The sequence below is a fragment of the Parendozoicomonas sp. Alg238-R29 genome (assembly GCF_947331445.1).
Classification (GTDB): domain Bacteria; phylum Pseudomonadota; class Gammaproteobacteria; order Pseudomonadales; family Endozoicomonadaceae; genus Sansalvadorimonas.
Genome location: NZ_CAMZOG010000008.1, coordinates 58,337 through 79,932, shown reverse-complemented (window position 1 = coordinate 79,932; position 21,596 = coordinate 58,337). Strand labels below are relative to the sequence as shown.

Here is a 21,596-nt window from a genome sequence, read left to right as displayed (position 1 = left end):
TGATGTTTGTGGAGTCTGCAGACTCCTCAAACCACTTTGAGGAGCCTGAAATTCACTTCACACTCCCCTAATCACTTTAAGGAGTCTCCAGACTCCACTAGCAACTTTGAGGAGCACAGAAAGAAACACAGACTCCTCTAATGGTGGCATTGATAGAAACCACCAAGGATTACAGCGTGAAGTTCACAGAAGAACGCTTGGAGCAAGCGATCATCCAGTTACTGGGGGAGCAGGGCTACCCTCATATTTCCGGCTCCCGGATCAACCGCCTGCCGGAAGAGGTGTTGATTAAAGAAGATCTGCGGGCATTTCTGGCCACGCAGTACAAGGCTGAGGGGATTACCGAAGCCGAGATTGATTCGGTGATCCGGCAACTGGAAATGCTGCCTGCCAGTGACCTGTACGACAGCAACAAACAGTTTTGTGAATGGTTGTCGGATGGCTTCTTGTTAAAAAGAGAGGCGAAGCGAGAAGACCGCTCTTCACAAGGCGCAGCCGCTCAGAAAGATTTATACATTCAGCTTCTCGACTATTCCTTTTCCGCTGACGGCTCTTTATCCGCTGACGGCTCTTTATCCGCTGACGGCTCTTCTCCGTCTAACCAGAACATATATAAGCTGGTTAACCAGCTGGAAATTGAAGGCCGTGAGAACAAGCGGATTCCGGACGGGATTCTCTATATCAACGGCCTGCCTCTGGTGGTGTTCGAGTTTAAAAGCGCGATCCGGGAAGACGAAGCCAATATTCATGATGCTTACGTGCAGCTGACCACCCGTTACCGCCGGGATATTCCACAGCTGTTTGTGTTCAACGCCCTGTGCATTATCAGCGATGGCGTGAACAACAAGATGGGCAGCCTGTTTGCGCCTTACGAGTTCTTCTACGCCTGGCGCAAGGTGACTGGCGATGAATCCATTGAGGACGAAAAAGACGGCATTAACTCGCTCTATACCATGGTGAATGGCCTGTTCGATCAGCAGCGCCTGCAACAGGTGATGCGGGACTTTATTTTCTTCCCCGACAAGTCCCACAAGGAAGAGAAGATTGTCTGTCGTTACCCGCAGTTCTACGCTGTGAACAAGCTGTACGACAACATTAAGGTGCATAAGAAGCCGGAAGGCGACGGTAAGGGTGGCACCTACTTTGGCGCTACCGGCTGCGGCAAGAGCTTTACCATGCAGTTTCTGGCTCGCCGCTTGATGAAAAGCCTGCACTTTGAAAGCCCGACCATTGTGCTGATTACCGACCGTACCGATCTGGACGACCAGCTCTCCAAACAGTTCACCAATGCTAAAACCTATATTGGTGACCAGAGCGTTGAAACTGTAAAAAGCCGTGACCATCTTCGGGAGCTGCTGAAAGGTCGCAACAGTGGTGGCGTATTTCTCACTACCATTCACAAGTTCACTGAAGACACACAACTGCTGACTGAACGCAGCAATGTGATCTGTATTTCTGACGAAGCTCACCGCAGCCAGGTGAATCTGGATCAGAAGGTAACGATCGACGAAGACAAAGGCACCGTGCGTAAAACCTTTGGCTTTGCCCACTATCTCCATCAGTCCTTGCCCAACGCCACCTATGTCGGCTTTACCGGCACACCCATCGACGCCACGCTGGATGTGTTCGGTCAGGTGGTGGACAGCTACACCATGAACGAATCGGTAAGAGATGAAATCACCGTTCGTATTGTCTATGAAGGCCGTGCTGCCAAGGTGATTCTCGACAATGGCAAGCTGGAGGAGATCGAACAGTATTATCAGGACTGTGCCGACGCCGGAGTCAATGAATATCAGGTAGAAGAGAGCAAGAAAGCCACCGCTAATATGAGTTCCATTCTTGGCGACCCCGATCGTATAGCAGCACTGGCGAAGGACTTTGTCACCCATTACGAAAGCCGCATCGACGAAGGCTCTACGATTAAGGGCAAGGCGATGTTTGTTTCCAGTGAACGTAAGGTGGCCTGGCTGTTCTATCAGGAGCTGAGAACGCTTCGTCCCCAGTGGTTTGTAAAAAAAGCGTTTGAAGTATTGGTCTGTGAAGAAGGCGTTGAGCTTTCCGAGAAAGAACAGAAAGAGATCAAACCTATGGAGCGGGTCAAACTGGTGATGACCCGTGGCAAGGATGACGAAAAAGAATTGTACGATCTGCTCGGTACAAAGGAGTACCGCAAAGAGCTGGACAAACAGTTCAAAAACGCCAAATCCAATTTCAAGATCGCCATTGTGGTGGATATGTGGCTGACCGGCTTTGATGTGCCGTTTCTGGACACCATCTACATCGACAAGCCCATTGCCCGCCATAACCTGATCCAGACCATCTCACGGGTGAACCGTAAGTACGCTGGTAAGGACAAAGGGCTGGTGGTGGATTACATCGGCATCAAGAGCCAGATGAACCAGGCACTGGCACAGTTCTCCAAAGCCGATGAGAGCAATTTTGAAGACATTGAACAGTCTGTGATTGAGGTGAAGAATCATCTTGATCTGCTCAAGCAGGCTTTCCATCTGTTCTTCAAAAGAGGCGATGCGTCCGGTTATTTCTCCGGTAGCACTGGAACTGTTCCCTACAGTTCCAGCATTTCCGCCGTCCGTGGCAGTCAAGCCGTTGCCCAACTGGACAGCCTGAACCGTGCTGCCGAGTTTGTGTTGCAAACCGACAAGCAGGAAAAGCGGTTTATGGGTTTGGTGAAACGCCTGAAAGCGGCATACGACCTATGTTGTGGTAGCGAGCGCCTCTCCCAGACCGAGAAAGACCATATTCACTTCTACATGGCTGTACGTTCCATCGTTTTCAAACTCACCAGAGGCGATGCGCCAGACACCGCACAGATGAATGCCAAGGTGCGGGATATGATCGCAGAAGCCATCAAGAGCGACGGTGTGCAGGAGATCTTCAAACTGGGTGACGAGGGTGAAGGCACCATCGACATCTTTGATGAGGATTACATGGAACGCATCGGCAAGATCAAACTGCCGAACACCAAGGTTCAGCTGCTTAAAAAGATGCTTGAGAAGGCATTGGATGAGTTCAAGAAAACCAACAAGGTCAAGGGCGTCGATTTCTCCAAACGCTTTCATTCGCTGGTGGAGAAGTACAACGAACGTAAGGAAGAAGACGCTTTCACTACTGATGTTCACGACGAGGCGATTTCCGGTTTCTTTGATTTGATGAGTGATCTGAAAACGGAAATGGGATCGTTTGAAGAATTAGGTATCTCACTGGAAGAGAAAGCCTTTTACGACATCCTTAAGAAGGTCGCTGACAAGTATCAGTTTTCATACGAGGAAGATCGGTTGCTGGAGCTGGCAACCAAGGTCAAAACCGTTGTGGATGATAAAGCCCGCTTCCCGGATTGGAACAAGCGGGATGACATCAAAGCATCACTGCGCGTTGAGCTGATCATGCTGCTCTCGAAGAACGGGTATCCGCCGGTTTCGTTTAATGAGGTGTATCAGGACGTGTTTGAGCAGGCGGAGCATTTTAAGGCAGGGCGGGCTGCTTGATACTTAAAAGGAGCCAGTTATAACAGGTGGCTCCTTTTGTCATTTGTCACCCAAATCGTTGAGGTCACTCGATGTTCTGCACCTGCTCACGCATTTGCTCAATTAAAACCTTAAGATTCACCGCGCTTTGAGTCACTTCCACACCAACAGCCTTTGAGCCCAATGTATTGGCTTCTCTATTCAATTCCTGCATCAGGAAATCAAGGCGGCGGCCAACGGCTCCCTTGCCGTTAAGAACACGAGTCACTTCATTTACGTGAGTATCAAGGCGATCCAGCTCTTCTTCAACATCCGCTTTTTGAGCCAGCATGACCAGTTCCTGCTCCAAACGGTTCTGGTCTACTTCAACAGCTGCATCAGCCAGGCGTTGGGTTATTTTGTCTCGCTGGGCTTGCAGAAGTTCAGGCATATGTTTGCGAACTACAGCTGATTCATTGTTGATGCTTTCAAGACGCTGGATAATAAACTGCTTCAGCTCAGTACCTTCACGGTTGCGTGATTCACGTACTTGTTCAAGAGCACCCTTAAATGCTGCCACCGCATCATTCTGAATCTGGGTAATATCCGCTTCAGACTGTTCCAGTACGCCAGGCCAGCGCAGGATATCCAGAGGGTCTGCTTTCTTGGTTTTATCCACAACATTGCAGATGTTCTCAAGAGCTTGATCCAGTTGCTGGATAAGAGCGTGATTGAGGGAAATCTTTTCGCTTTCCTCGGCAAGCATCAGCTTCAGATTACACTCAACTTTGCCCCGGTTTAATCCTTTACGAAGCTGTTCCCGCAGGCGGGTTTCGATTTCCCGCATACTGTCTGGAAGCCGAAAGTGAGGCTCCAGATAGCGGTGGTTAACAGTGCGAACTTCCCAGACAAGGGAGCCCCAGCTGTGGCTGGACTCCACCCTTGCAAATGCTGTCATGCTTGCGGTCATTCTGAAATCTTCAACCGGTGAGGAAATTGTCCCAGTATATCGGTTTATTGGTTGGGTTTGTTGGCACGTGAAAGCCTTTGTTGGATTTCTTTGGTTTCACCGTGCTTGGCTTTAAGTAGGGCCATAAAGGTTGCTTTGTCGTAATGGGAAAGCTTTGGCTCAATTTTGTCGTAGGCCTGCCATAGCTTTGGATCAGTAGGGTCATCATCCAGTTCAGATTTTACCCACCACAGCTCCGCCATAGGCTTGTTCATGTTTTTGATATGAACATCATCGATAACCTCTTTTACAGCCTCTGAGTCGTAAACGCTGGCCAGCATATTCAATTGCCACCAGGCTTCCCGGTCTTCAGGTGCGGCCATTAGAGTGGCCTTTACGTCATCTAAAGGCTGCATGGCTTGCTGGGCGAGAAGTTTAGCTCTTCTTGCTTTGGTTGTTTCCATTAACGAATCAGCTCTATCCATTACAGTTTTGGCTGCGGCCTTGGCGGCAGGCGTGGGAACGGCTTTATCGACAGAAACAATGGTTTTCGTAAGGACTTTAAGCTCGCTGGGCTTGAGTTCATGGCAAATATCACCAGCTTTGGCCATAGCTGTAGCTATGCCTGCACCAGGCTGCGTATCCGAAGGAAACTTCTGGGTTGTACTGCTCAGATGAGCACACATCTTTCCCAGATCTCTGAAGCTGTGCAGAAACTTATCAGTATCCAGGGTATTGGCCATATCGCTGGCTACATGCCCAACTGCCTTTCGAACAAAAGGGTCGATGTCTGATGATGGACTCTTTACATTGGCACGCATAGACAGTCCTTCCTGAGCCAGAGCTTTCCAGTGTTCTGACTTTGTGCAGAAGTGGCTGAGTGTCTCCATATATTTGCTAGGGTTTGTTTTACGCATATTCGATAACCGTCCTGTCATCAGGCGCAGGGTATCCACTGGATTCGCTTTCATGGCCCTAAGGAATGACTTAACTCCGGTAATACCAAAATGCTGCCCCAGTCTTCTTCCTGCCAATTGTGGGTGGGCATTAAAAGGCGCGACCTTTGATCCGTTGTGGAGGGCTGACTTGTCGGCTTCTGGTAATTCTTGGGAGGAGGGAGTCGCTTTGGGGTGATTGGGGCCTATGTGTGCCATTTCTGATGTCCTTTTCAGGTAAATGTAATAATAAGGCTAGTTAAATAGAGGCTTCTGTCAGGCTATGCACGAAAATATTCGGTTTGGCGTTATAATCCCGACAGTTGAATTGAGAGGTGGAATTATGCGCCCAAGTGGTCGTGCTGCAGATGATCTGCGGGAAGTAAAGATTACCCGTCATTACACCAAGCATGCGGAAGGCTCTGTGCTGGTGGAATTCGGCGATACCAAGGTTATCTGTACTGCAAGCCTGGAGCGAAATGTTCCTCGCTGGCTTAAAGGGACCGGTCAGGGCTGGGTGACTGCTGAATACGGCATGCTGCCTCGTGCGACTGGTGAACGTAACAACCGTGAGGCCTCTCGTGGTAAGCAGGGCGGCCGTACTCTGGAAATCCAGCGCCTGATTGGCCGCTCCTTGCGTGCAGCTGTAGATTTAAAGCAGCTGGGTGATAACAGCATTACTATCGACTGTGATGTTATTCAAGCCGACGGTGGTACCAGAACAGCCTCCATTACCGGTGCAATGGTGGCGTTGATTGATTGTATTCGTCACATGCAGCGCAACAAGATTATCCGAAACGATCCACTGAGCCAGTTAATTGCATCTGTTTCCGTGGGTATCTATAACGGTAATCCTGTTCTGGATCTGGATTACGCAGAAGATTCCAATGCTGAAACAGACATGAATGTTGTTATGACCGAAAAAGGTGGCTTTATCGAAGTTCAGGGTACCGCCGAAGGCGCGCCATTCGATAAGGACGAAATGGATGCCATGCTGGAGCTGGCTCGTAAGGGCGTAAACACTCTGGTTGATTTGCAGCGTAAGGCTTTGGAAGCGCCTTAAGTCCATGAATTAGAAAAGGCGCAGAAGGTTTAAGTCTTCTGCGCCTTTTTTATTGCTCCTGGAAATTAAGAACGCCAAATCTGACTGAGTTTTCTCTAGCCTGAAGTTAGCCCGCTATATAGCAAGCGCACTGTAGTGGCCGAAAGAAAAACCATCGTCGCCATAGCCGTTGCTGGGGCGATATCGCCAGCTTCAAAGATACACCGAGGGTGAGCAGAGAAGTTTTGCTCCAGTGCCCAGAATAATAAAAGCCTCCGACTTGAAGGCTTTTATTTGATGTGACACGAGATCTTTAAAAAGACAGCTCCCAATCGTAATCAACAATCACCGGTGCATGTCGGGAGAATGTTTCGCCAGCATAGATACCAGAGTTTAATACACGGTGTTTCATACTGGGAGTGGCGATTTGATAATCGTAGCGACGGCCTTCATTGGCCTCTCGATGATCGTCGCTGGCCCAGAAAGAGTATTTGCCACCTTCACGGTCAACTTCCCGGTAGGTATCAACATAATCCATACCGGTCATGATTTCGTCCATCCAGGCGCGTTCGGCAGGCTGGAACCCGGGAGATTCCTGATATTCACGCCAGTTGGCCAGATCAATCTTTTTATGAGCAATATGCCAAGAGCCACAAGTAATAAACTCACGGCGCTTACGGCGTTGCTTACCCAGATATTGCAGATGCTCTTCCATGAACTTGTACTTCCAGTTCTGGGATTCTGCCGAATTGTCAGCTTCAGGCACCAACAATGTTCCGATACTGATTTTATCGAAATCAGCCTGAAGGTAGAGTCCGTGGTTGTCTGCGTCGGGAATAGCTAAACCGGTAATAATCGCTTTTGGGGGGATGCGAGTGTAAAGAGCTACACCACCCTGACCTGAGTGCAGAGAGTAGCTTTCAAAAAAATAGCTGAAGTAACCTTCCGGGTTGAAAGGCGCATCAATCAAATCATTCTCGCGGGCACGGATATCCTGTAGGCAGATAACATCAGCATCCTGATCTTGAGCCCAGAAAAAAAAGCCCCTTTCAGCTGCGTTTGTTATTCCTTCACAATTGAAGCTGATAATTCTCATGGTTGGGGTCCTGTACAATCAACGTAACCGGCCCAGCATTACCGACTCAAATCTGCTCTGATGGGTAATGGCAGAAAAAGCGGAAGGCGGAAAACGGCTTTGTTATTTACCGGGCTGGCACATAGAGGACATCGAATCCAGTGCAAACTGAGTAAACAACTTTCCAATAATGCATGTCTTTATCGTGGCTATGATAACGCCGGTACAGCGGTATGACTATATTGTCACATTAAGTAACTCTACGAGCTGTACTGTGTATTTCACCGTTGATTAGGGTGTTTTTCTCCGAAGTTGTTAGAATGTGCGGGTCGTAATGTCCTCGCTCGGATCACCCTATGAAAGATTTTCAACGTGAGTTTATTCAGTTTGCCATTGAGCATCAGGTTCTTAAGTTTGGTGAATTCACTCTCAAATCAGGTCGTGTGTCTCCTTATTTCTTCAATGCCGGCTTGTTTAATAGTGGTAAAGCCCTGGCTTCTTTGGGGAAATTTTATGCTCAGGCGCTGATTGATTCCGGTGTTAATTATGATGTGCTCTTTGGCCCAGCCTATAAAGGAATTCCTCTGGCCTCGGCTACAGCGGTAGCTCTTGCAGATCAACACAATGTCGACATTCCCTGGTGTTTTAACCGGAAAGAAGCCAAGGATCACGGAGAGGGCGGAAACCTGGTTGGTGCGCCATTGTCCGGAAAAATTGCTATCGTTGATGATGTAATGACTGCAGGAACAGCGATTCGTGAATCCATGGCTTTGATTGATGAATGTGGTGCGAAACCCGCCTGCGTAGTGATTTGCCTGGATCGACAGGAAAAGGGCAAAGGGGAGCTGTCAGCCATTCAGGAAGTGGAGCGGGACTACAGAATTCCAGTGATTAGTATCGTGAGTTTGACCCAGATAATGGAATTCATAAAGGAAGATGGTAGTCTCACCGGATATGCTCAAGCGATAGAAGAATACCGTCACCGTTATGGCATTGAGAACTAAAAAAACACGAAGCTTACATCGCGCGTCATTCTTTTACGCAGCCCTTCTTGTTGCAGGGCTGGCGTCTGGAAGTTATGGCGCAGAACGTCAGTTTTACCGCTATGTAAATGACCGTGGAGAAACGGTTATTGCCACGCAGGTTCCCCGTGACATTGCCTCCCGTCGCGGGTATGAAGTGATTACCGATAAAGGCCGGGTTCTGGAAGTTGTTAATCCGGAATTAAGCTTTGAGGCTCGTCAGGCCAACACCTTCAAGAAAAAGCTTGAAGAACAAAGACAGGCCAGCGCCAAGCAGCAGGATGAAGAAGATGCAGAGCTTCGTAAACTGTTCAGTAGCGTAGAAGATGTTGATCGTTCTCTTGAGCGGGTTCTGGAAGAGATTGATAACCGAATTGCGGTCATCAAGAGTAATAGCCAGCGGCTAAGGGTCCAGCACCAATACAAACAGGCTCAGGCTGCTGAAATGGAACGCTCTGGTCAGAAAGTGACTGAAAACCTGCTGCAGGATATGGCCAATATCTCTGCAGAACTGGATAGCTTCGCGGTTCAGGTGGCTGAGTTTGAGCGGGAAAAGAGCGATGCCAGAAAAGAATACGCTCTGCGCAAAGACCGGGTACGGTTTCTCTTGAAAGGTGAGCAGGTTCTTACCCGTAACAAGTTTCTGGCAATTTCTCAGGGTGACCTTGTTGGAACCTGGCAGCCCGTGACTACTACTGAGGGTTTCATCAGTTGGGAAGCCAAGAGTGATGGGCTCTTTACTCTTGTTCGAAAAACTAATAATGGTTTGGAGAAGTGGCACGGCAAGTGGTCCTTGAGCCGTGGGAATGACATCGTCGTGATTTATTTCCGCAAAGAGGTCACCCGTTTAGGTAAAATATCCCGTAATGCCTTTGCCAGAGAAGAACGTTACTCCATTATTGATAGACAAGACAAAGCCCTGCACATCTATTGGGATGGTGCGGTTATTAAGTTCAAGAAAATCAATTAGAAACCATTGCTGCAAGTGCCGGAGCGAGCGCTCCGGCAGGGTTAAATCACAGTTTTAGCTTACAGGGGAAGGCGTCCGCTCTGAAGTGACAGGAGCACGGAACACAATTCGGCTCAGACAGCGCCATTGGTCTTCCCAGTTCTCAGAAGGGCGGCGGCGGAAGCGGCTGCGAACAAACTGGCTGATACGACCTTCTGCTGCGGCCAGAAGCATGTTTGCAGTAGCAGTATGGGTCAAGCTGGTACGCAAACCTTCATTGATCTCTGCATCCCTGAGAATTTGACGTAGCTGGGTTTCGAGACGCTCGAACAGCTGAACAATACGGGTTTGCAAACGATCTGTTTCACCATTCAAGGCATCACCGGTCAGAATGCGAGTCAGGCCGGGATTTTTCTCACAGAATAAAATAAGCAGGGTCAGAATGCGCTGACAGGCAATCAGTCCCTGTGGTTCTTCGCTGAGAATACGATTGATGCGGGTAAACAAAGATTCTTCGATAAATCCGATCAGCCCCTCAAACATTTTGGCTTTGCTGGGGAAGTGCCGGTAGAGGGCAGCTTCTGATACACCGACTTCCTGAGCCAGACGTGCAGTCGTAATCCGTTCTCCAGGGCTGGTCTCAAGCATGTGAGCCAGCGTCTGGAGAATCTGATCCTTACGAGAAATCTTCCGGTCCTGAGCAGTCTCTTTGCGGACGGGTTCCTTCCGTAAGTCTTTATGCTGTGCCTTATCCATTCGGTACTATGCGTTACACGTTGTTGAATTGGGTGAAGAGGTAATAAGGGTGCCTACTCCCTGTTCTGTAAATGATTCCAGAAGAACAGCGTGAGTCACCCGGCCATCAATAATATGAACGCTTTGGACGCCAGATTTTACGGCATCCAACGCGCACTGGATTTTTGGAAGCATACCACCATAGATGGTTCCATCGTCAATGAGGTCGGTAACATCGTTGGTATTTAACCCCGTCAGAGTCTGACCGTCATTGTCGAGAACACCGCGAGTATTGGTGAGCAACACCAGCTTTTCCGCCTGTAAAACTTCTGCCAGTTTGCCCGCAACAAGATCCGCGTTGATGTTGTAAGATTCTCCATCCTTATCTACGCCGATAGGGGCGATAACAGGAATAAAATCAGAGTTTTCAAGCATGGTAAGGATATCGGTATTGATGGACTTTACTTCGCCAACATGGCCGATATCGACAATTTCACGTCCACCCGCGCTGGCAGCCTGCTGGTGGCGCTGCAGCTTTTTCGCCCAGATGAAGTCTCCATCCTTACCAGTGATACCAATAGCTCGGCCGCCGTTACGGTTGATCAGGTTAACGATTTCTTTGTTAACCAGCCCACCGAGAACCATTTGGACAACATCCATGGTTTCACTGTCGGTTACCCGCATACCATCGACAAAACGGGTTTCAATATTAAGTTTTTCAAGCAATTGTCCAATTTGTGGTCCACCGCCGTGTACTATCACAGGGTTTATTCCCACCGCTTTCAGCAGCACAATATCCCTGGCAAAACTGTTCTGAAGCTCTTCGCTCTCCATGGCATTGCCACCATATTTAACCACGAAGGTTTTGCCGGCAAAGCGTTGCAGGTAGGGCAATGCCTCGGTCAGAACTCTGGCGATATCGGCATTCTTGTCATTGGTGCTGTTACTGCTGTCAGTCATGGTTTCTGCTGCCGGCTTTACTGAATTGCTAGTGTTGGGTGATTTAGTAAACAGTTTTAGTCATCTGTTTAAAACGGAAAAGTTAATCTCGGTTCCACGGTGCCTAATTGATGACGGAAAATATCTTTCACTTTTTTGAGGCCATTTTCATCGTCAGCTTCAAACCGGAACACAATGTTAGGCGTAGTGTTTGAAGCCCGCACAAGCCCCCAGCCCCACGGGTAGTCTACTCGAATACCATCAAGAGTATTGGTGCTGCCATCTTCAAACGTCGCTTCATTGGCAAAGCGTTCTACCAGTTTGAATTTTTTCTCATCACCCACATACATGGAAATCTCAGGTGTTGAGGCAGAGTTTGGAAAAGCCTGGAACACCATTTCTGGATCACATACTTCGCTGGAAAGTAACTCGACCAGCCGAGCTGCACTGTAAATGCCGTCATCAAAACCATACCAGCGTTCTTTGAAGAAAATATGGCCGCTCATTTCTCCAGCTAGCAGAGCACCGGATTCCTGCATTTTCTTCTTAATCAGGGAATGACCACTCTTCCACATAACCGGGCGGCCACCATAACCGCTGATCAATCCATTCAGGCGACGGGTGCATTTCACGTCGAAGATCACATCGGCACCAGGGTTACGGGATACCACATCCTTGGCCAGTAACATCAGCAAGCGATCCGGATGAATTATTGTTCCGGTATTGGTTATCAAACCGATTCTGTCACCATCGCCATCAAAGGCCAGGCCCAGATCTGCATCTGTCTCTTGAACCTTCTGAATCAGGTCTTGCAGATTTTCTGGCTGGCCAGGGTCTGGATGATGATTGGGGAAGCTGCCATCAACATCACAGTAAAGAGGAATGACATCACAACCCAGTTGCTCGAACAGCTGCGGAGCAACGCGACCAGCAACACCGTTGCCACAATCCACTACAAGCTTGAGAGGGCGAGAGAGGACAATGTCATCCAGAATCCGCCTTTGATAATTCGGCAGAACATCAACAGACGTCACCTGCCCCTGACCATTGGTGAAGTTGTTGTCTTCTATACGTTGGTAGAGTGCTTGAATGTCATCACCTGAGAGAGTCTCCCCGTCGATAACAACTTTAAAGCCGTTGTAAGTGGCAGGGTTATGACTGCCGGTAATCATCACTCCGGAATTGGTTTCAAGTTCATGTGTGGCAAAGTAAAGAGCCGGTGTAGGAACTGTTCCGATGGAAATAACATTGGTACCGGTAGAGGTCAGACCTTTGATTAACTGCTCGTTGAGCTCTGGACTAGACAGCCGCCCATCGGCTCCGACGATAATTGTGTTTTGATCACAGGTCTTCAGGTGTGAGCCGATGGCTCGGCCAATCAGTTCGACTGTTCCCGGAGTGATAGTATCTCCAACAATCCCGCGAATATCGTACGCCCGGAAAATGCTTGCAGGGACAGACACCGCAACCGGTGCCGGTTCTTTATCATCTGTGCTTCCAAGGTCTTCGAGTTCTTTTTCTATCTCGTCCAGAGAGCCCAGTTGATCAATGTCCTCAAAGGCGGAGTCACTCATATCTTGAAAGAGTGGTGAGGAAAATTCATCATTGTTCGTTTCTGGGAGCTCTGGAGTTGGTGTTTCCTCAACGGGTTCAGGTTCTTCAACAACAATGGACTGCTGGGGAGATTCTTCTTCAGCCACTATTGCGACTGGATCTGTTTCATCTTCAATGTGTTGTTGTACAAACTTGCCGGAGAACAGTTTGATAGCCGATTGTGCCGCATCTCGAAAAACCGGTTGTTTAAAACCAGCGAACTTTGGTTCATGACCAGACGCAATCTCTCTTAACAAAATAGTGAGCAGGCGGATATCTGCACTATTGGCATTCTGCCCCAGCAAGATCAATTGCCGGATGAGAAACGCAGCTGTCAGGAAAACCAAAAGTAATACAACAGGAACCGGCCACCAAGGGATGATTATCAGGTCGGCCAGAGATGCCGATGGTGTGAAAACAACTTTCCAGTCCAAATCTGGAAGAGTAACTGTGGTTCTGTCTGAGGAAGAGGTTCCAGTACCTGTTGTGAAAACAGGTCGCCCAGAGTTTTTGCCGGACTGAAATATCTGCAGTTGGCCACTGTCAGGAACAATGGGCTGGATAGTCTGCAGTACCTGGCTTGCGGGCAGGCTCAATATCACCGTTCCAATTGTTTTGTCGGCTTCCTTGACCGGGCTGGCGACCAGAAGCCCCCACTTTCCATTGGTCAGAGCCGCTTCAGGAACAGTGGATTCACCTTGCTGACTTCTGCGAGCCAGATCTATGACCGCAAACCCTGTTTCCTGCGGATCTACTTCATCCAGTTTTTTTGTGAAAATATAAACTCTGGTCTGGTGTCCCAGTGCCGGTGAAAGCACGTATTCGAGATCAGCTATGCGGTTGCTTTGCCCCTCATCATCATCTGCAATAACCAAGACTATAGAGGGAAGTGCAGCCAGCTGCCCCGCCTGAAGCTGGGCGTGTTTCAGTGCAGTCTGTAGCTGTCTGGCAGATTGTTCCGTAATGGCTTGAACCTGGGTTTCGTAATTGCTCTGACCAGGGGAATAAATGCTGAAGTAATAAAGAGCAGCAAAAAGCAGACTTACCAAGCCAGCAGATGTGCCAAGGGTGGAAAGCATGGGTGCTAATACATGACTGTTTTCCTGCGGTTTCTTCTTTCCGCTTTCTTTAGCCTTATCCTTGGCTTTAAAGCCCGGTAATGCCATTCCTGCTCCGAATTCTTATTGGTGCTGATTGGTGAAGCTATAACACTTAATATAAGCGCTTATGTTGCCACAGACGAAAACCAAATACCGGAATCCGCCTGCAAAACATAGAAAAAACTATAGAGTAGATAAGGTATCAGTGGCGACCAGAAGAGCCAAAGCCGCCAGCGCCGCGGTTGGTTTCTTCAAAGTCTTCAACAATATCCAGCTTTGCCTGAATCACTGGCACAATCACCAGCTGGGCGATGCGCTCGCCAGGCTCTACTGTGAAGGTGGTGTTGCCACGATTCCAGCAAGAAACCATCAGCTGCCCCTGGTAATCGGAGTCGATCAAGCCAACCAGGTTGCCCAGTACAATCCCGTGTTTATGCCCTAAGCCTGAGCGAGGCAGGATCATCGCTGCGTAGTTTGCATCGTCCAGGTGAATGGCAAGCCCTGTTGGTAGCAGTTGAGTCTGGCCTGGCTCCAGTGTAACTGGTTCGTCCAGCATGGCACGCAAGTCAAGACCAGCAGAACCATCGGTAGCGTAGGCTGGCAAAGGAAAATCTTTACCTAGACGGGCATCCAGAATGCGGGTTTTCAGGTGCATAGTAATAACTCTTATCCTTGGTTCTTAAGATACATCCGTGGCGTGATCAGAGGCTGGCTCGGAAGTCTCATTATAATAGCGGGCAATCAGCTCAATCAGCTGGTTGGCCAATAAGCGCTTGGAACTCTTGGTTAGGGGCTCTTCGAAATCAGGCCCAACCAAGGTGACAGCGTTATCCTCACTATTAAACCCGATACTGGCGTCGCTGACATCATTAGCAATAATCAGATCAAGATTTTTACGCTGGCGCTTATCGGTTGCGTACTCAATCACATTATTGGTTTCAGCGGCAAAGCCAACAACAAAAGGGCGATTCTCTTTGGCTGCTACTGACGCAACGATATCCGGGTTACGAACAAGCTTAATCGCCATGGTTTGATCCGGCTCGTTGGGATCTTTCTTGATTTTGGCGTCAGCAACCGTTTCCGGGCGATAGTCTGCAACAGCCGCACACCCAATAAACATATCGCTATTCTCGGTGTGTTCCATGGCAGCTGCGTACATACTGCGAGCGTCAGTTACGTCAATGCGGTTCACACGTTCGGGAGTTTCCAGATTTACAGGGCCAGAAATAAGAGTGACTGAGGCTCCGGCTTCCGCTGCTGCTGAGGCCAGGGCAAAGCCCATCTTTCCAGAGCTGTGGTTGGAAATGTAACGAACGGGGTCAATCGCTTCCCGGGTTGGGCCTGCGGTAATAACAACTTTCTTGCCTGCCAATAGACCGGTATCGAATTGTTCTGCCAGCATTTGCAGAATAACTTCTGGATCCAGCATGCGACCAGGGCCAACATCGCCACAGGCCTGATAACCTTCATCCGGGCCAAACATTTTGACGCCGCGGTTGGTCAGTGTTTCACAGTTTTTCTGGGTAGCAACGTCTAGCCACATACCCTGATTCATGGCCGGGGCAAGATATATAGGTGCCTGTGTAACAAGACACATGGTAGAAAGTAGATCATTACCCATGCCTGCTGCCATGCGGGCAATAAAATCAGCGCTGGCTGGAGCAATCACAACTGCATCGGCCCACTTGGCAAGCTCTATATGGCCCATGCCGGCTTCTGCCTTCGGATCCAGCATGCTGGTGTGAACAGTATTGCCAGACAACGCTTGCAGTGTGAGGGGAGTAATAAACTCACAGGCTGCCGGAGTCATAATAACGTGAACCTCTGCGCCAGCTTTGCGCAGGTGACGAACCATTTCTGCTGATTTATAGGCTGCAATGCCACCGGTAATGCCGAGCAGTATTCGCTTGTTGTTGAGTCTGTGCATAATTTAAACCGCTGGTACTTCAATCCGTGAGCGTGAATCGACCCATTATATCCACTGGAGTGGGTGGGAGGCGAATAGCTGTACGCTGGTCTAGCCTTGGCAGTTTCATTTCCTCGGTGTGCAGAGTGAAAACGAATGGCAATTACTGACTGGCCAGCGGACGAAAGACCAAGAGAAAAGCTTCTTCTAAAAGGTGCAACCAGTTTAAGTGATGCAGAGCTTCTGGCTATTTTCTTACGGACAGGGCTACCGGGATGTTCTGCTGTGGATCTGGCAAGAGAGCTTCTTTCAGGGTTTGGTGGCTTGAGGGCTTTATTACAGGCGGAAAAGAATACCTTTTGTCGTCATCGTGGATTGGGTACTGCGAAGTTCGCCCAGCTTCAAGCTGTGCTGGAAATGTCTCGCAGGCATCAGAAGGAAATACTGTTCAAAGAAAGTGCCCTAACATCTCCCGATCACACAAGAGCGTATTTACAGATTCACCTTCGGGATAAGTGTGCAGAATGCTTTTGTTGCCTCTTTCTGGATAACAGGCATCAGCCATTGGCCTTTGAAGAATTGTTTCAGGGAACAATTGATGGTGCGGCTGTATATCCAAGAGAGGTGGTCAGGCGAGCTTTGGCCCATAATGCAGCAGCGATTGTTTTCGCACATAATCACCCTTCTGGTATTGCAGAGCCTTCAGAGGCTGATGTGCGTATAACTCGTCGTCTTGTAGATGCTTTGGCGCTGGTTGATGTGAGGGTGCTGGATCATATGGTGGTGGGGGACGGGGTAACCGTTTCCCTGGCTGAGCGTGGACTTATGTAATGTCGTTCAATCTCGTGAAATCGTGAGATAATCTTCCTTGTACTACCGTTTGTTTTTATATGGCTAATTGCATAGATTCTTGCCCGTAGAATACCTTTCTGGTATAAAGCTCCGTCTTTGAGTCCGGATCACTGCTTGGTGCCCCAGAAGATTAAGCTGTCGCCTGTAATGGCGGCATCCGGTATAAAAAACTAGCTGGCGGGCATACGTGTCGGTCAGCGAGTGTTAGAGAGGCTAATCACATGTCTAAAGTTTGCCAAGTTACCGGCAAGCGTCCCGCTGTCGGCAACAACGTTTCCCACGCGAAGAACAGAACTCGTCGTCGTTTTCTGCCAAATCTGCATTACCATAGATTTTGGGTAGAATCCGAGAAGCGCTTCGTGCGTCTGCGTGTTTCCTCCAAGGGTATGCGTATCATTGATAAGAAAGGCATCGACGTGATCCTGTCCGAGCTGCGCGCTCGCGGCGAACGCGTCTAACCTGAGATTTTTGGAGGATAACGACAATGGCTAAGGCTATTCGCGAAAAGATCAAGCTGGTTTCCACAGCTGGTACTGGTTACTTTTACACCACTACCAAAAACAAGCGTAACACTCCGGATAAGCTTGTTTTCAAAAAGTACGACCCAAAGGTCCGCAAGCATGTCGATTTTAAGGAAGCCAAGATCAAGTAAGATCTTGCTTCTGGGCTTGCAGCCTCTTCTGACACATGTCAGATAAATGAAAAAACCCGCCTGGTGCGGGTTTTTTCATTTTTACGATCGGCGTATAAAGGCCGTGAAATTCCTGACCGCTATACCTCATGCTCTCTCCATGGCTGTTTTGTAGCTCTTATAGAAAAACACACGGGTAGTTTTATGAAGAAGCCAGAACTTCTCTCCCCTGCCGGCACCCTGCGTAATATGCGTTTTGCCTATGCCTATGGAGCGGATGCTGTTTATGCCGGTCAGCCCCGCTACAGCTTGCGGGTGCGTAATAACGATTTCAAACTGGAAAACCTCGCTAGCGGTATCCAGGAAGCTCATGATCTGGGTAAAAAATTCTATCTTGCCAGCAATATTGCTCCCCATAACTCCAAGGTGAAAACCTACCTGCGGGATATGGAGCCTGTTATAGCCATGAACCCGGATGCCCTGATTATGTCAGACCCCGGTCTGGTGATGATGGTGAAGGAAAAATGGCCAGATACAGAAATCCATCTCTCTGTACAAGCCAATGTTGTTAACTTCGCTACGGTAAAATTCTGGGCTCAGCAGGGTGTAAGCCGGATTATCCTTTCCCGGGAATTATCGCTGGATGAAATTCAGGAAATTCGGGAAGAGTGCCCGGATACAGAGCTGGAAGTCTTTGTTCACGGTTCTCTGTGTATTGCCTACTCTGGCCGTTGCCTGCTTTCCGGTTACATGAATCACCGGGATCCCAATCAGGGCACATGTACCAATGCCTGTCGCTGGAACTATCAGGCTCATGAGGCCAAAGAAACGACCGAAGGTGATGTTGTTCCTGTTAATTATGATCCGGTTGCATCATCCAATCAGCCGACATTGGGTGATGGCGAGCCAACCAGCGATATTGTTTTACTGCAGGAAGCAAACCGTCCTAATGATTTTATGCCAGCTTTTGAAGATGAGCATGGCACCTACATTATGAACTCCAAAGATTTGCGGGCGATCCAACATGTGAACCGTTTAACGCAAATGGGCGTTCATTCCCTGAAAATTGAAGGGCGCACCAAGTCTCATTATTACGTTGCGCGTACTGCTCAGGTTTATCGTAAGGCAATTGATGATGCTGTAGCGGGCAAACCTTTTGATATGGCTCATATGGACACTTTGGAGAATCTGGCCAGCCGCGGTTATACCGAGGGTTTTTACCGTCGTCATGTTCATGATGAATATCAGAACTACGAGCGCGGGAACTCTGTTGGTACAAAGCAGCAGTTTGTTGGTGAGGTTGTTGATTCCAATGATCGGTTTATTACTGTTGATGTTAAAAACCGATTCGAGAAAGGCGACAATGTTGAGCTTCTGACTCCAGCGGGAAATCATTCTTTTGTTTTGGAACATTTGGAAGACAAGAATGGTGCAAGTGTTTCTGCGGCCCCTGGCTCAGGTCATCAGGTTCGTATTCCTCTTCCTGAAGGAATGAAGCCAGACGAGTTTTCTCTTCTGGTTAGAAACCTGCCGGAATAAATCAGATTATGGTTAGACAATAAAAAAAGGAGGCCCAAGCCTCCTTTTTGTCACAGGATGGAAGAGATTAGTCTTCGCTTTCCTGATCAACTACGCAGTCCAGACGCTTTTTGCCAGTTTCATCCAGGTAAGCCTGGAAGTCTTTTGGCAGACGGCCAGTAGTAGAACCGTACCACTGAACAGTGTCACCAGCTTTAGTTACATATTCAAAAGTGTACTTGCTTACGTTGCGACGTTTCTTGGGCGCAGCTTCTTCGGAACCACCCAGGTCAGACAGAGACAGACCTTTTTCTTCCAGCATCTTACGAATTTGTTCGATGCTTTCTTCTTTCTGTTTGTTTTTAGCCTGATCAGCTTCATAAGCGGCGCGCTTTTCATCCAGCAGGCCGTTCATACGATCAATGATGCGCTCCAAGTCTTCAAAGTGAACATCTTTGAACAGGCCGCGCATACGGGTTTTGCTGGACAGGCGATGCATAATTTCTTCGAACATGTTCATGATATAACCCCGAATTAATAACTATTTATATGACTAGAATTCTGATCCAACCCGACTTTGCAGCTCAATGGTCTTTCATCAAAGGCGCCACAGTATTTATTATCACAGAAGAAATTAGCCAAAATATAAGGCTGCTTAAGAAATGTTCTGTGTAATGAAAATGCCAAGATTGATTTTTCTTTCAATAAAGTCGGATTTTCAGTTGCGAATACTCAGATAAAATAAAGAAGTTGTCAACGAAGTGGGCATGTTTTTCCGGGGCTTTATTACAAAATAATACACTCAGTGTCTTATTAAGCAGAAAGGGTGAACAATAATGTTCATTTGTTAGCGGAAGTACCTGTAGCAATCGGCCTTTGTAAAAAACATGTCTATTTTTTTTAAACCCCTTTGCGACTTTCTCTTGGCTGGATTAATGTAAAAGCATAATTAGTGGAAACAATAATAATAGAAATACAGGTTTTCCCAGTGGTTTTTGTCTCGGTTCCCAGTTGTTATCTTCAGCCAGTGTGCCTTCAGGAGTGCTGATGGATTTTTTTGAGATGGCTGATGCTGCGTCCCATTCCTGGTTAATTCTCCTGATTTTATTTTTTGGAACGTTTGTACTTGAAGACGTAGCTATTGTTTCCGGGGCGCTGCTTGCGTCGAGTGATAAGGTTTTACCAGAGCTGGCTTTTATTGCGCTGCTTCTGGGAATAGTGAGTGGTGATGTGGGGCTTTACCTTTTAGGGAAGTTGTCTGCACGTTTTTCTTTTATCAAAAAACGAATAAATCTTAAACACGTACAAGCTATTCGACACTGGATTTCCAGACATTTATTCCTGACAATTTTCCTTGTCAGGTTTGCACCAGGATTGAGGTTGCCTTGTTATCTGGCTTGTGGGTTGTTTTCAGTTTCGTTGAAAATGTTTATCGTGGCAGTTAGTGTTGCAGGTTTTGTTTGGGTTGCATTGGCTTTTAGTGGGTTTCACTGGTTTGGCTTGCAGTTATCAAACTCTTCTTTTTGGGGAGTGTTGGGAGCCTGGAAGTGGGCTCTTGTACCTTTGCTGGCAGTATTATTATATGTATGTCAGCGATTCCTGAATGGACGAATCGGGAATTATCTGGAGATCAGGGATGATTGGAAACAGAGATGAAAATCTTATTGAACAGGCTATCAAGCCAACATTTGGAGCCAAACAGGCTCATGTGGGGATGCCTCCTCTCCCTAGAAAAGGCAGGGCTTTAGCCTTTTTTGAATTCTGGCCAACGTTTCTTGTTTACCTTCCGGTCGTGTTTCTCTGGCTTTTTCAGACAATACGATACCGTGGGTTAACTGTTCCTTTATGTGCCAACCCGGGGTTTTATCTTGGTGGCCTGGTTGGAGAATCAAAAGCGGATAACTTTTTGCAGGCTGGTGATTACGCCAAGAAATTTATTGCACCATGGTTTCATCTTACAAACAGGAAAAACGATCTGGTTGATTTGTTATCAGATGCTAAAAAGAAAATGCAGCAATATGGTTTGGAATTTCCGATAATTGCTAAGCCTGATATGGGATGCCGAGGAGAAGGCGTTCGTATAGTCCGCAATGATGAACAGCTTGAAGAGTACTTTCGTATTTTTCCGGATAACGCAGTGGTGATTCTACAGGAACTGATTCCATGGGAGCCTGAAGCTGGTGTTTTTTATATTCGTAAGCCTGGAGAAACTCGAGGGAAGATATTTTCTCTTACCTTGAAATACCAGCCTTATGTTTATGGCAATGGTGTTGATACGTTGAGAACCCTTATTCAAAGAGATAGAAGAGCTGGAAAGTTATCTCACCTTTATATTAAGCGTCACAGCGAACAGTTAGATGATGTTCTGGAACCCGGGCAGCCGTTTCGTCTGGCTTTTGCTGGGAGTCATAGCCGCGGAGCTATATTTCGGGATGGACGGGATCTGATAACCGAACGTTTAACCAGTGCCTTTGATCACGTCAGCAAAGATATCAACGGTTTTTACTTTGGCCGTTTTGATGTTCGTTTTGCTAATGAGCGTTCACTACTTAATGGCGAAGACTTCCGGATTGTAGAAGTGAATGGTATCAGCAGTGAGGCTGCTCATATCTGGGATTCAGAATCATCACTGAGGGAGGTTTATAAAACTCTCTTTACCCAGTACAACACATTGTTCGAAATTGGTGCTATAAATCGAGATCGGGGGCATAAGCCCGGGGCTCTTCGTCAGGTGGTGTCTGGTTTTTTGAAAGAGACCAAGCTTGGTCGCCAATATCCGGATACCGAATAAACAGAAGCACTTCTCTTTTTAAAGAGTGAAAGGATTCTCGTCAAGCTGTTTTATACCTATAGTGAACCTAACGGAATAGAAAAACAGCACACGGA

The 21,596-nt window shown here is 47.9% G+C and carries 19 protein-coding genes; 10 read left to right on the top strand and 9 right to left on the bottom strand.

Annotated features, from left to right (window positions below; translation table 11 throughout):
- Positions 1–176 precede the first annotated feature (176 nt).
- The gene (locus QMA35_RS03680) at positions 177–3,506 is read left to right on the top strand and encodes an HsdR family type I site-specific deoxyribonuclease (RefSeq protein WP_281645776.1); all 3,330 of its coding nucleotides are present in this window, start codon (positions 177–179) and stop codon (positions 3,504–3,506) included.
- A gap of 64 nt (positions 3,507–3,570) precedes the next feature.
- Here QMA35_RS03680 and QMA35_RS03675 read toward each other — a convergent pair whose 3' ends face one another.
- Both QMA35_RS03675 and QMA35_RS03670 read right to left on the bottom strand, forming a co-directional pair.
- On the bottom strand, positions 3,571–4,422 hold the full coding sequence (locus tag QMA35_RS03675; RefSeq protein WP_281645775.1) for a YicC/YloC family endoribonuclease: 852 nt from the start codon (positions 4,420–4,422) through the stop codon (positions 3,571–3,573).
- A 56-nt stretch (positions 4,423–4,478) separates the two neighbouring features.
- A complete protein-coding gene (locus tag QMA35_RS03670; protein ID WP_281645774.1) occupies positions 4,479–5,567 on the bottom strand; it encodes a hypothetical protein in 1,089 nt (362 codons plus the stop codon).
- 124 nt (positions 5,568–5,691) lie between these two features.
- Between QMA35_RS03670 and rph the strand changes: the two genes are divergently transcribed.
- The gene (gene rph / locus QMA35_RS03665) at positions 5,692–6,411 is read left to right on the top strand and encodes a ribonuclease PH (protein WP_281645790.1); all 720 of its coding nucleotides are present in this window, start codon (positions 5,692–5,694) and stop codon (positions 6,409–6,411) included.
- A 292-nt stretch (positions 6,412–6,703) separates the two neighbouring features.
- Here the strand turns inward: rph and QMA35_RS03660 are convergent, their stop codons facing one another.
- Positions 6,704–7,486, bottom strand: coding sequence for an exodeoxyribonuclease III (locus tag QMA35_RS03660; protein ID WP_281645773.1), 783 nt, complete (start codon positions 7,484–7,486; stop codon positions 6,704–6,706).
- A gap of 335 nt (positions 7,487–7,821) precedes the next feature.
- Here QMA35_RS03660 and pyrE point away from each other — a divergent pair, with 335 nt between their 5' ends.
- Both pyrE and QMA35_RS03650 read left to right on the top strand, forming a co-directional pair.
- Positions 7,822–8,469 carry an orotate phosphoribosyltransferase gene (gene pyrE / locus QMA35_RS03655; protein WP_281645772.1) on the top strand — a complete coding sequence of 216 codons (648 nt, stop codon included), beginning with the start codon at positions 7,822–7,824 and terminating at the stop codon, positions 8,467–8,469.
- Positions 8,453–9,457, top strand: a complete 1,005-nt coding sequence (locus tag QMA35_RS03650) for a hypothetical protein (RefSeq protein ID WP_281645771.1) — start codon at positions 8,453–8,455, stop codon at positions 9,455–9,457. Before pyrE ends, QMA35_RS03650 begins: the two co-directional genes overlap by 17 nt.
- A 54-nt stretch (positions 9,458–9,511) precedes the next feature.
- On the opposite strand, the gene slmA is transcribed toward QMA35_RS03650, so the two are convergent.
- The 5 genes from slmA to coaBC form a co-directional block, all read right to left on the bottom strand.
- The gene (slmA, locus tag QMA35_RS03645; protein WP_281645770.1) at positions 9,512–10,192 is read right to left on the bottom strand and encodes a nucleoid occlusion factor SlmA; all 681 of its coding nucleotides are present in this window, start codon (positions 10,190–10,192) and stop codon (positions 9,512–9,514) included.
- A gap of 6 nt (positions 10,193–10,198) precedes the next feature.
- Positions 10,199–11,131: an acetylglutamate kinase gene (gene argB, locus QMA35_RS03640; protein WP_281645769.1), complete on the bottom strand. Its 933-nt coding sequence runs from the start codon at positions 11,129–11,131 to the stop codon at positions 10,199–10,201.
- Between the two features lie 68 nt (positions 11,132–11,199).
- Positions 11,200–13,869: a phosphomannomutase/phosphoglucomutase gene (locus tag QMA35_RS21925; RefSeq protein WP_348650926.1), complete on the bottom strand. Its 2,670-nt coding sequence runs from the start codon at positions 13,867–13,869 to the stop codon at positions 11,200–11,202.
- 136 nt (positions 13,870–14,005) lie between these two features.
- Positions 14,006–14,458 (bottom strand): dUTP diphosphatase, encoded by a 453-nt coding sequence (dut, locus tag QMA35_RS03630; RefSeq protein ID WP_281645768.1) that lies wholly within the window; start codon positions 14,456–14,458, stop codon positions 14,006–14,008.
- Positions 14,459–14,482: 24 nt separating this feature from the next.
- Positions 14,483–15,730 (bottom strand): bifunctional phosphopantothenoylcysteine decarboxylase/phosphopantothenate--cysteine ligase CoaBC, encoded by a 1,248-nt coding sequence (gene coaBC, locus QMA35_RS03625; RefSeq protein ID WP_281645767.1) that lies wholly within the window; start codon positions 15,728–15,730, stop codon positions 14,483–14,485.
- A gap of 135 nt (positions 15,731–15,865) precedes the next feature.
- On the opposite strand from coaBC, the gene radC reads away from it, so the two are divergent.
- The 4 genes from radC to yegQ all read left to right on the top strand — a co-directional run bounded on the left by radC (position 15,866) and on the right by yegQ (position 18,731).
- Entirely contained in the window at positions 15,866–16,540 is a 675-nt protein-coding gene (gene radC / locus QMA35_RS03620; RefSeq protein ID WP_281645766.1) for a DNA repair protein RadC, read from the top strand.
- Positions 16,541–16,782: 242 nt separating this feature from the next.
- The gene (gene rpmB / locus QMA35_RS03615) at positions 16,783–17,019 is read left to right on the top strand and encodes a 50S ribosomal protein L28 (RefSeq protein ID WP_281645765.1); all 237 of its coding nucleotides are present in this window, start codon (positions 16,783–16,785) and stop codon (positions 17,017–17,019) included.
- Positions 17,020–17,045: 26 nt separating this feature from the next.
- Entirely contained in the window at positions 17,046–17,213 is a 168-nt protein-coding gene (gene rpmG / locus QMA35_RS03610; protein WP_155160589.1) for a 50S ribosomal protein L33, read from the top strand.
- 183 nt (positions 17,214–17,396) lie between these two features.
- Positions 17,397–18,731, top strand: coding sequence for a tRNA 5-hydroxyuridine modification protein YegQ (gene yegQ, locus QMA35_RS03605; protein ID WP_281645764.1), 1,335 nt, complete (start codon positions 17,397–17,399; stop codon positions 18,729–18,731).
- A gap of 67 nt (positions 18,732–18,798) precedes the next feature.
- Here the strand turns inward: yegQ and QMA35_RS03600 are convergent, their stop codons facing one another.
- On the bottom strand, positions 18,799–19,230 hold the full coding sequence (locus QMA35_RS03600) for an H-NS histone family protein (RefSeq protein WP_281645763.1): 432 nt from the start codon (positions 19,228–19,230) through the stop codon (positions 18,799–18,801).
- A 527-nt stretch (positions 19,231–19,757) separates the two neighbouring features.
- Between QMA35_RS03600 and QMA35_RS03595 the strand changes: the two genes are divergently transcribed.
- Together QMA35_RS03595 and QMA35_RS03590 are read left to right on the top strand one after the other, a co-directional pair.
- The gene (locus QMA35_RS03595; RefSeq protein ID WP_281645762.1) at positions 19,758–20,366 is read left to right on the top strand and encodes a VTT domain-containing protein; all 609 of its coding nucleotides are present in this window, start codon (positions 19,758–19,760) and stop codon (positions 20,364–20,366) included.
- On the top strand, positions 20,347–21,501 hold the full coding sequence (locus QMA35_RS03590) for an ATP-grasp domain-containing protein (protein ID WP_281645761.1): 1,155 nt from the start codon (positions 20,347–20,349) through the stop codon (positions 21,499–21,501). Before QMA35_RS03595 ends, QMA35_RS03590 begins: the two co-directional genes overlap by 20 nt.
- The last annotated feature ends 95 nt before the right edge of the window (positions 21,502–21,596 follow it).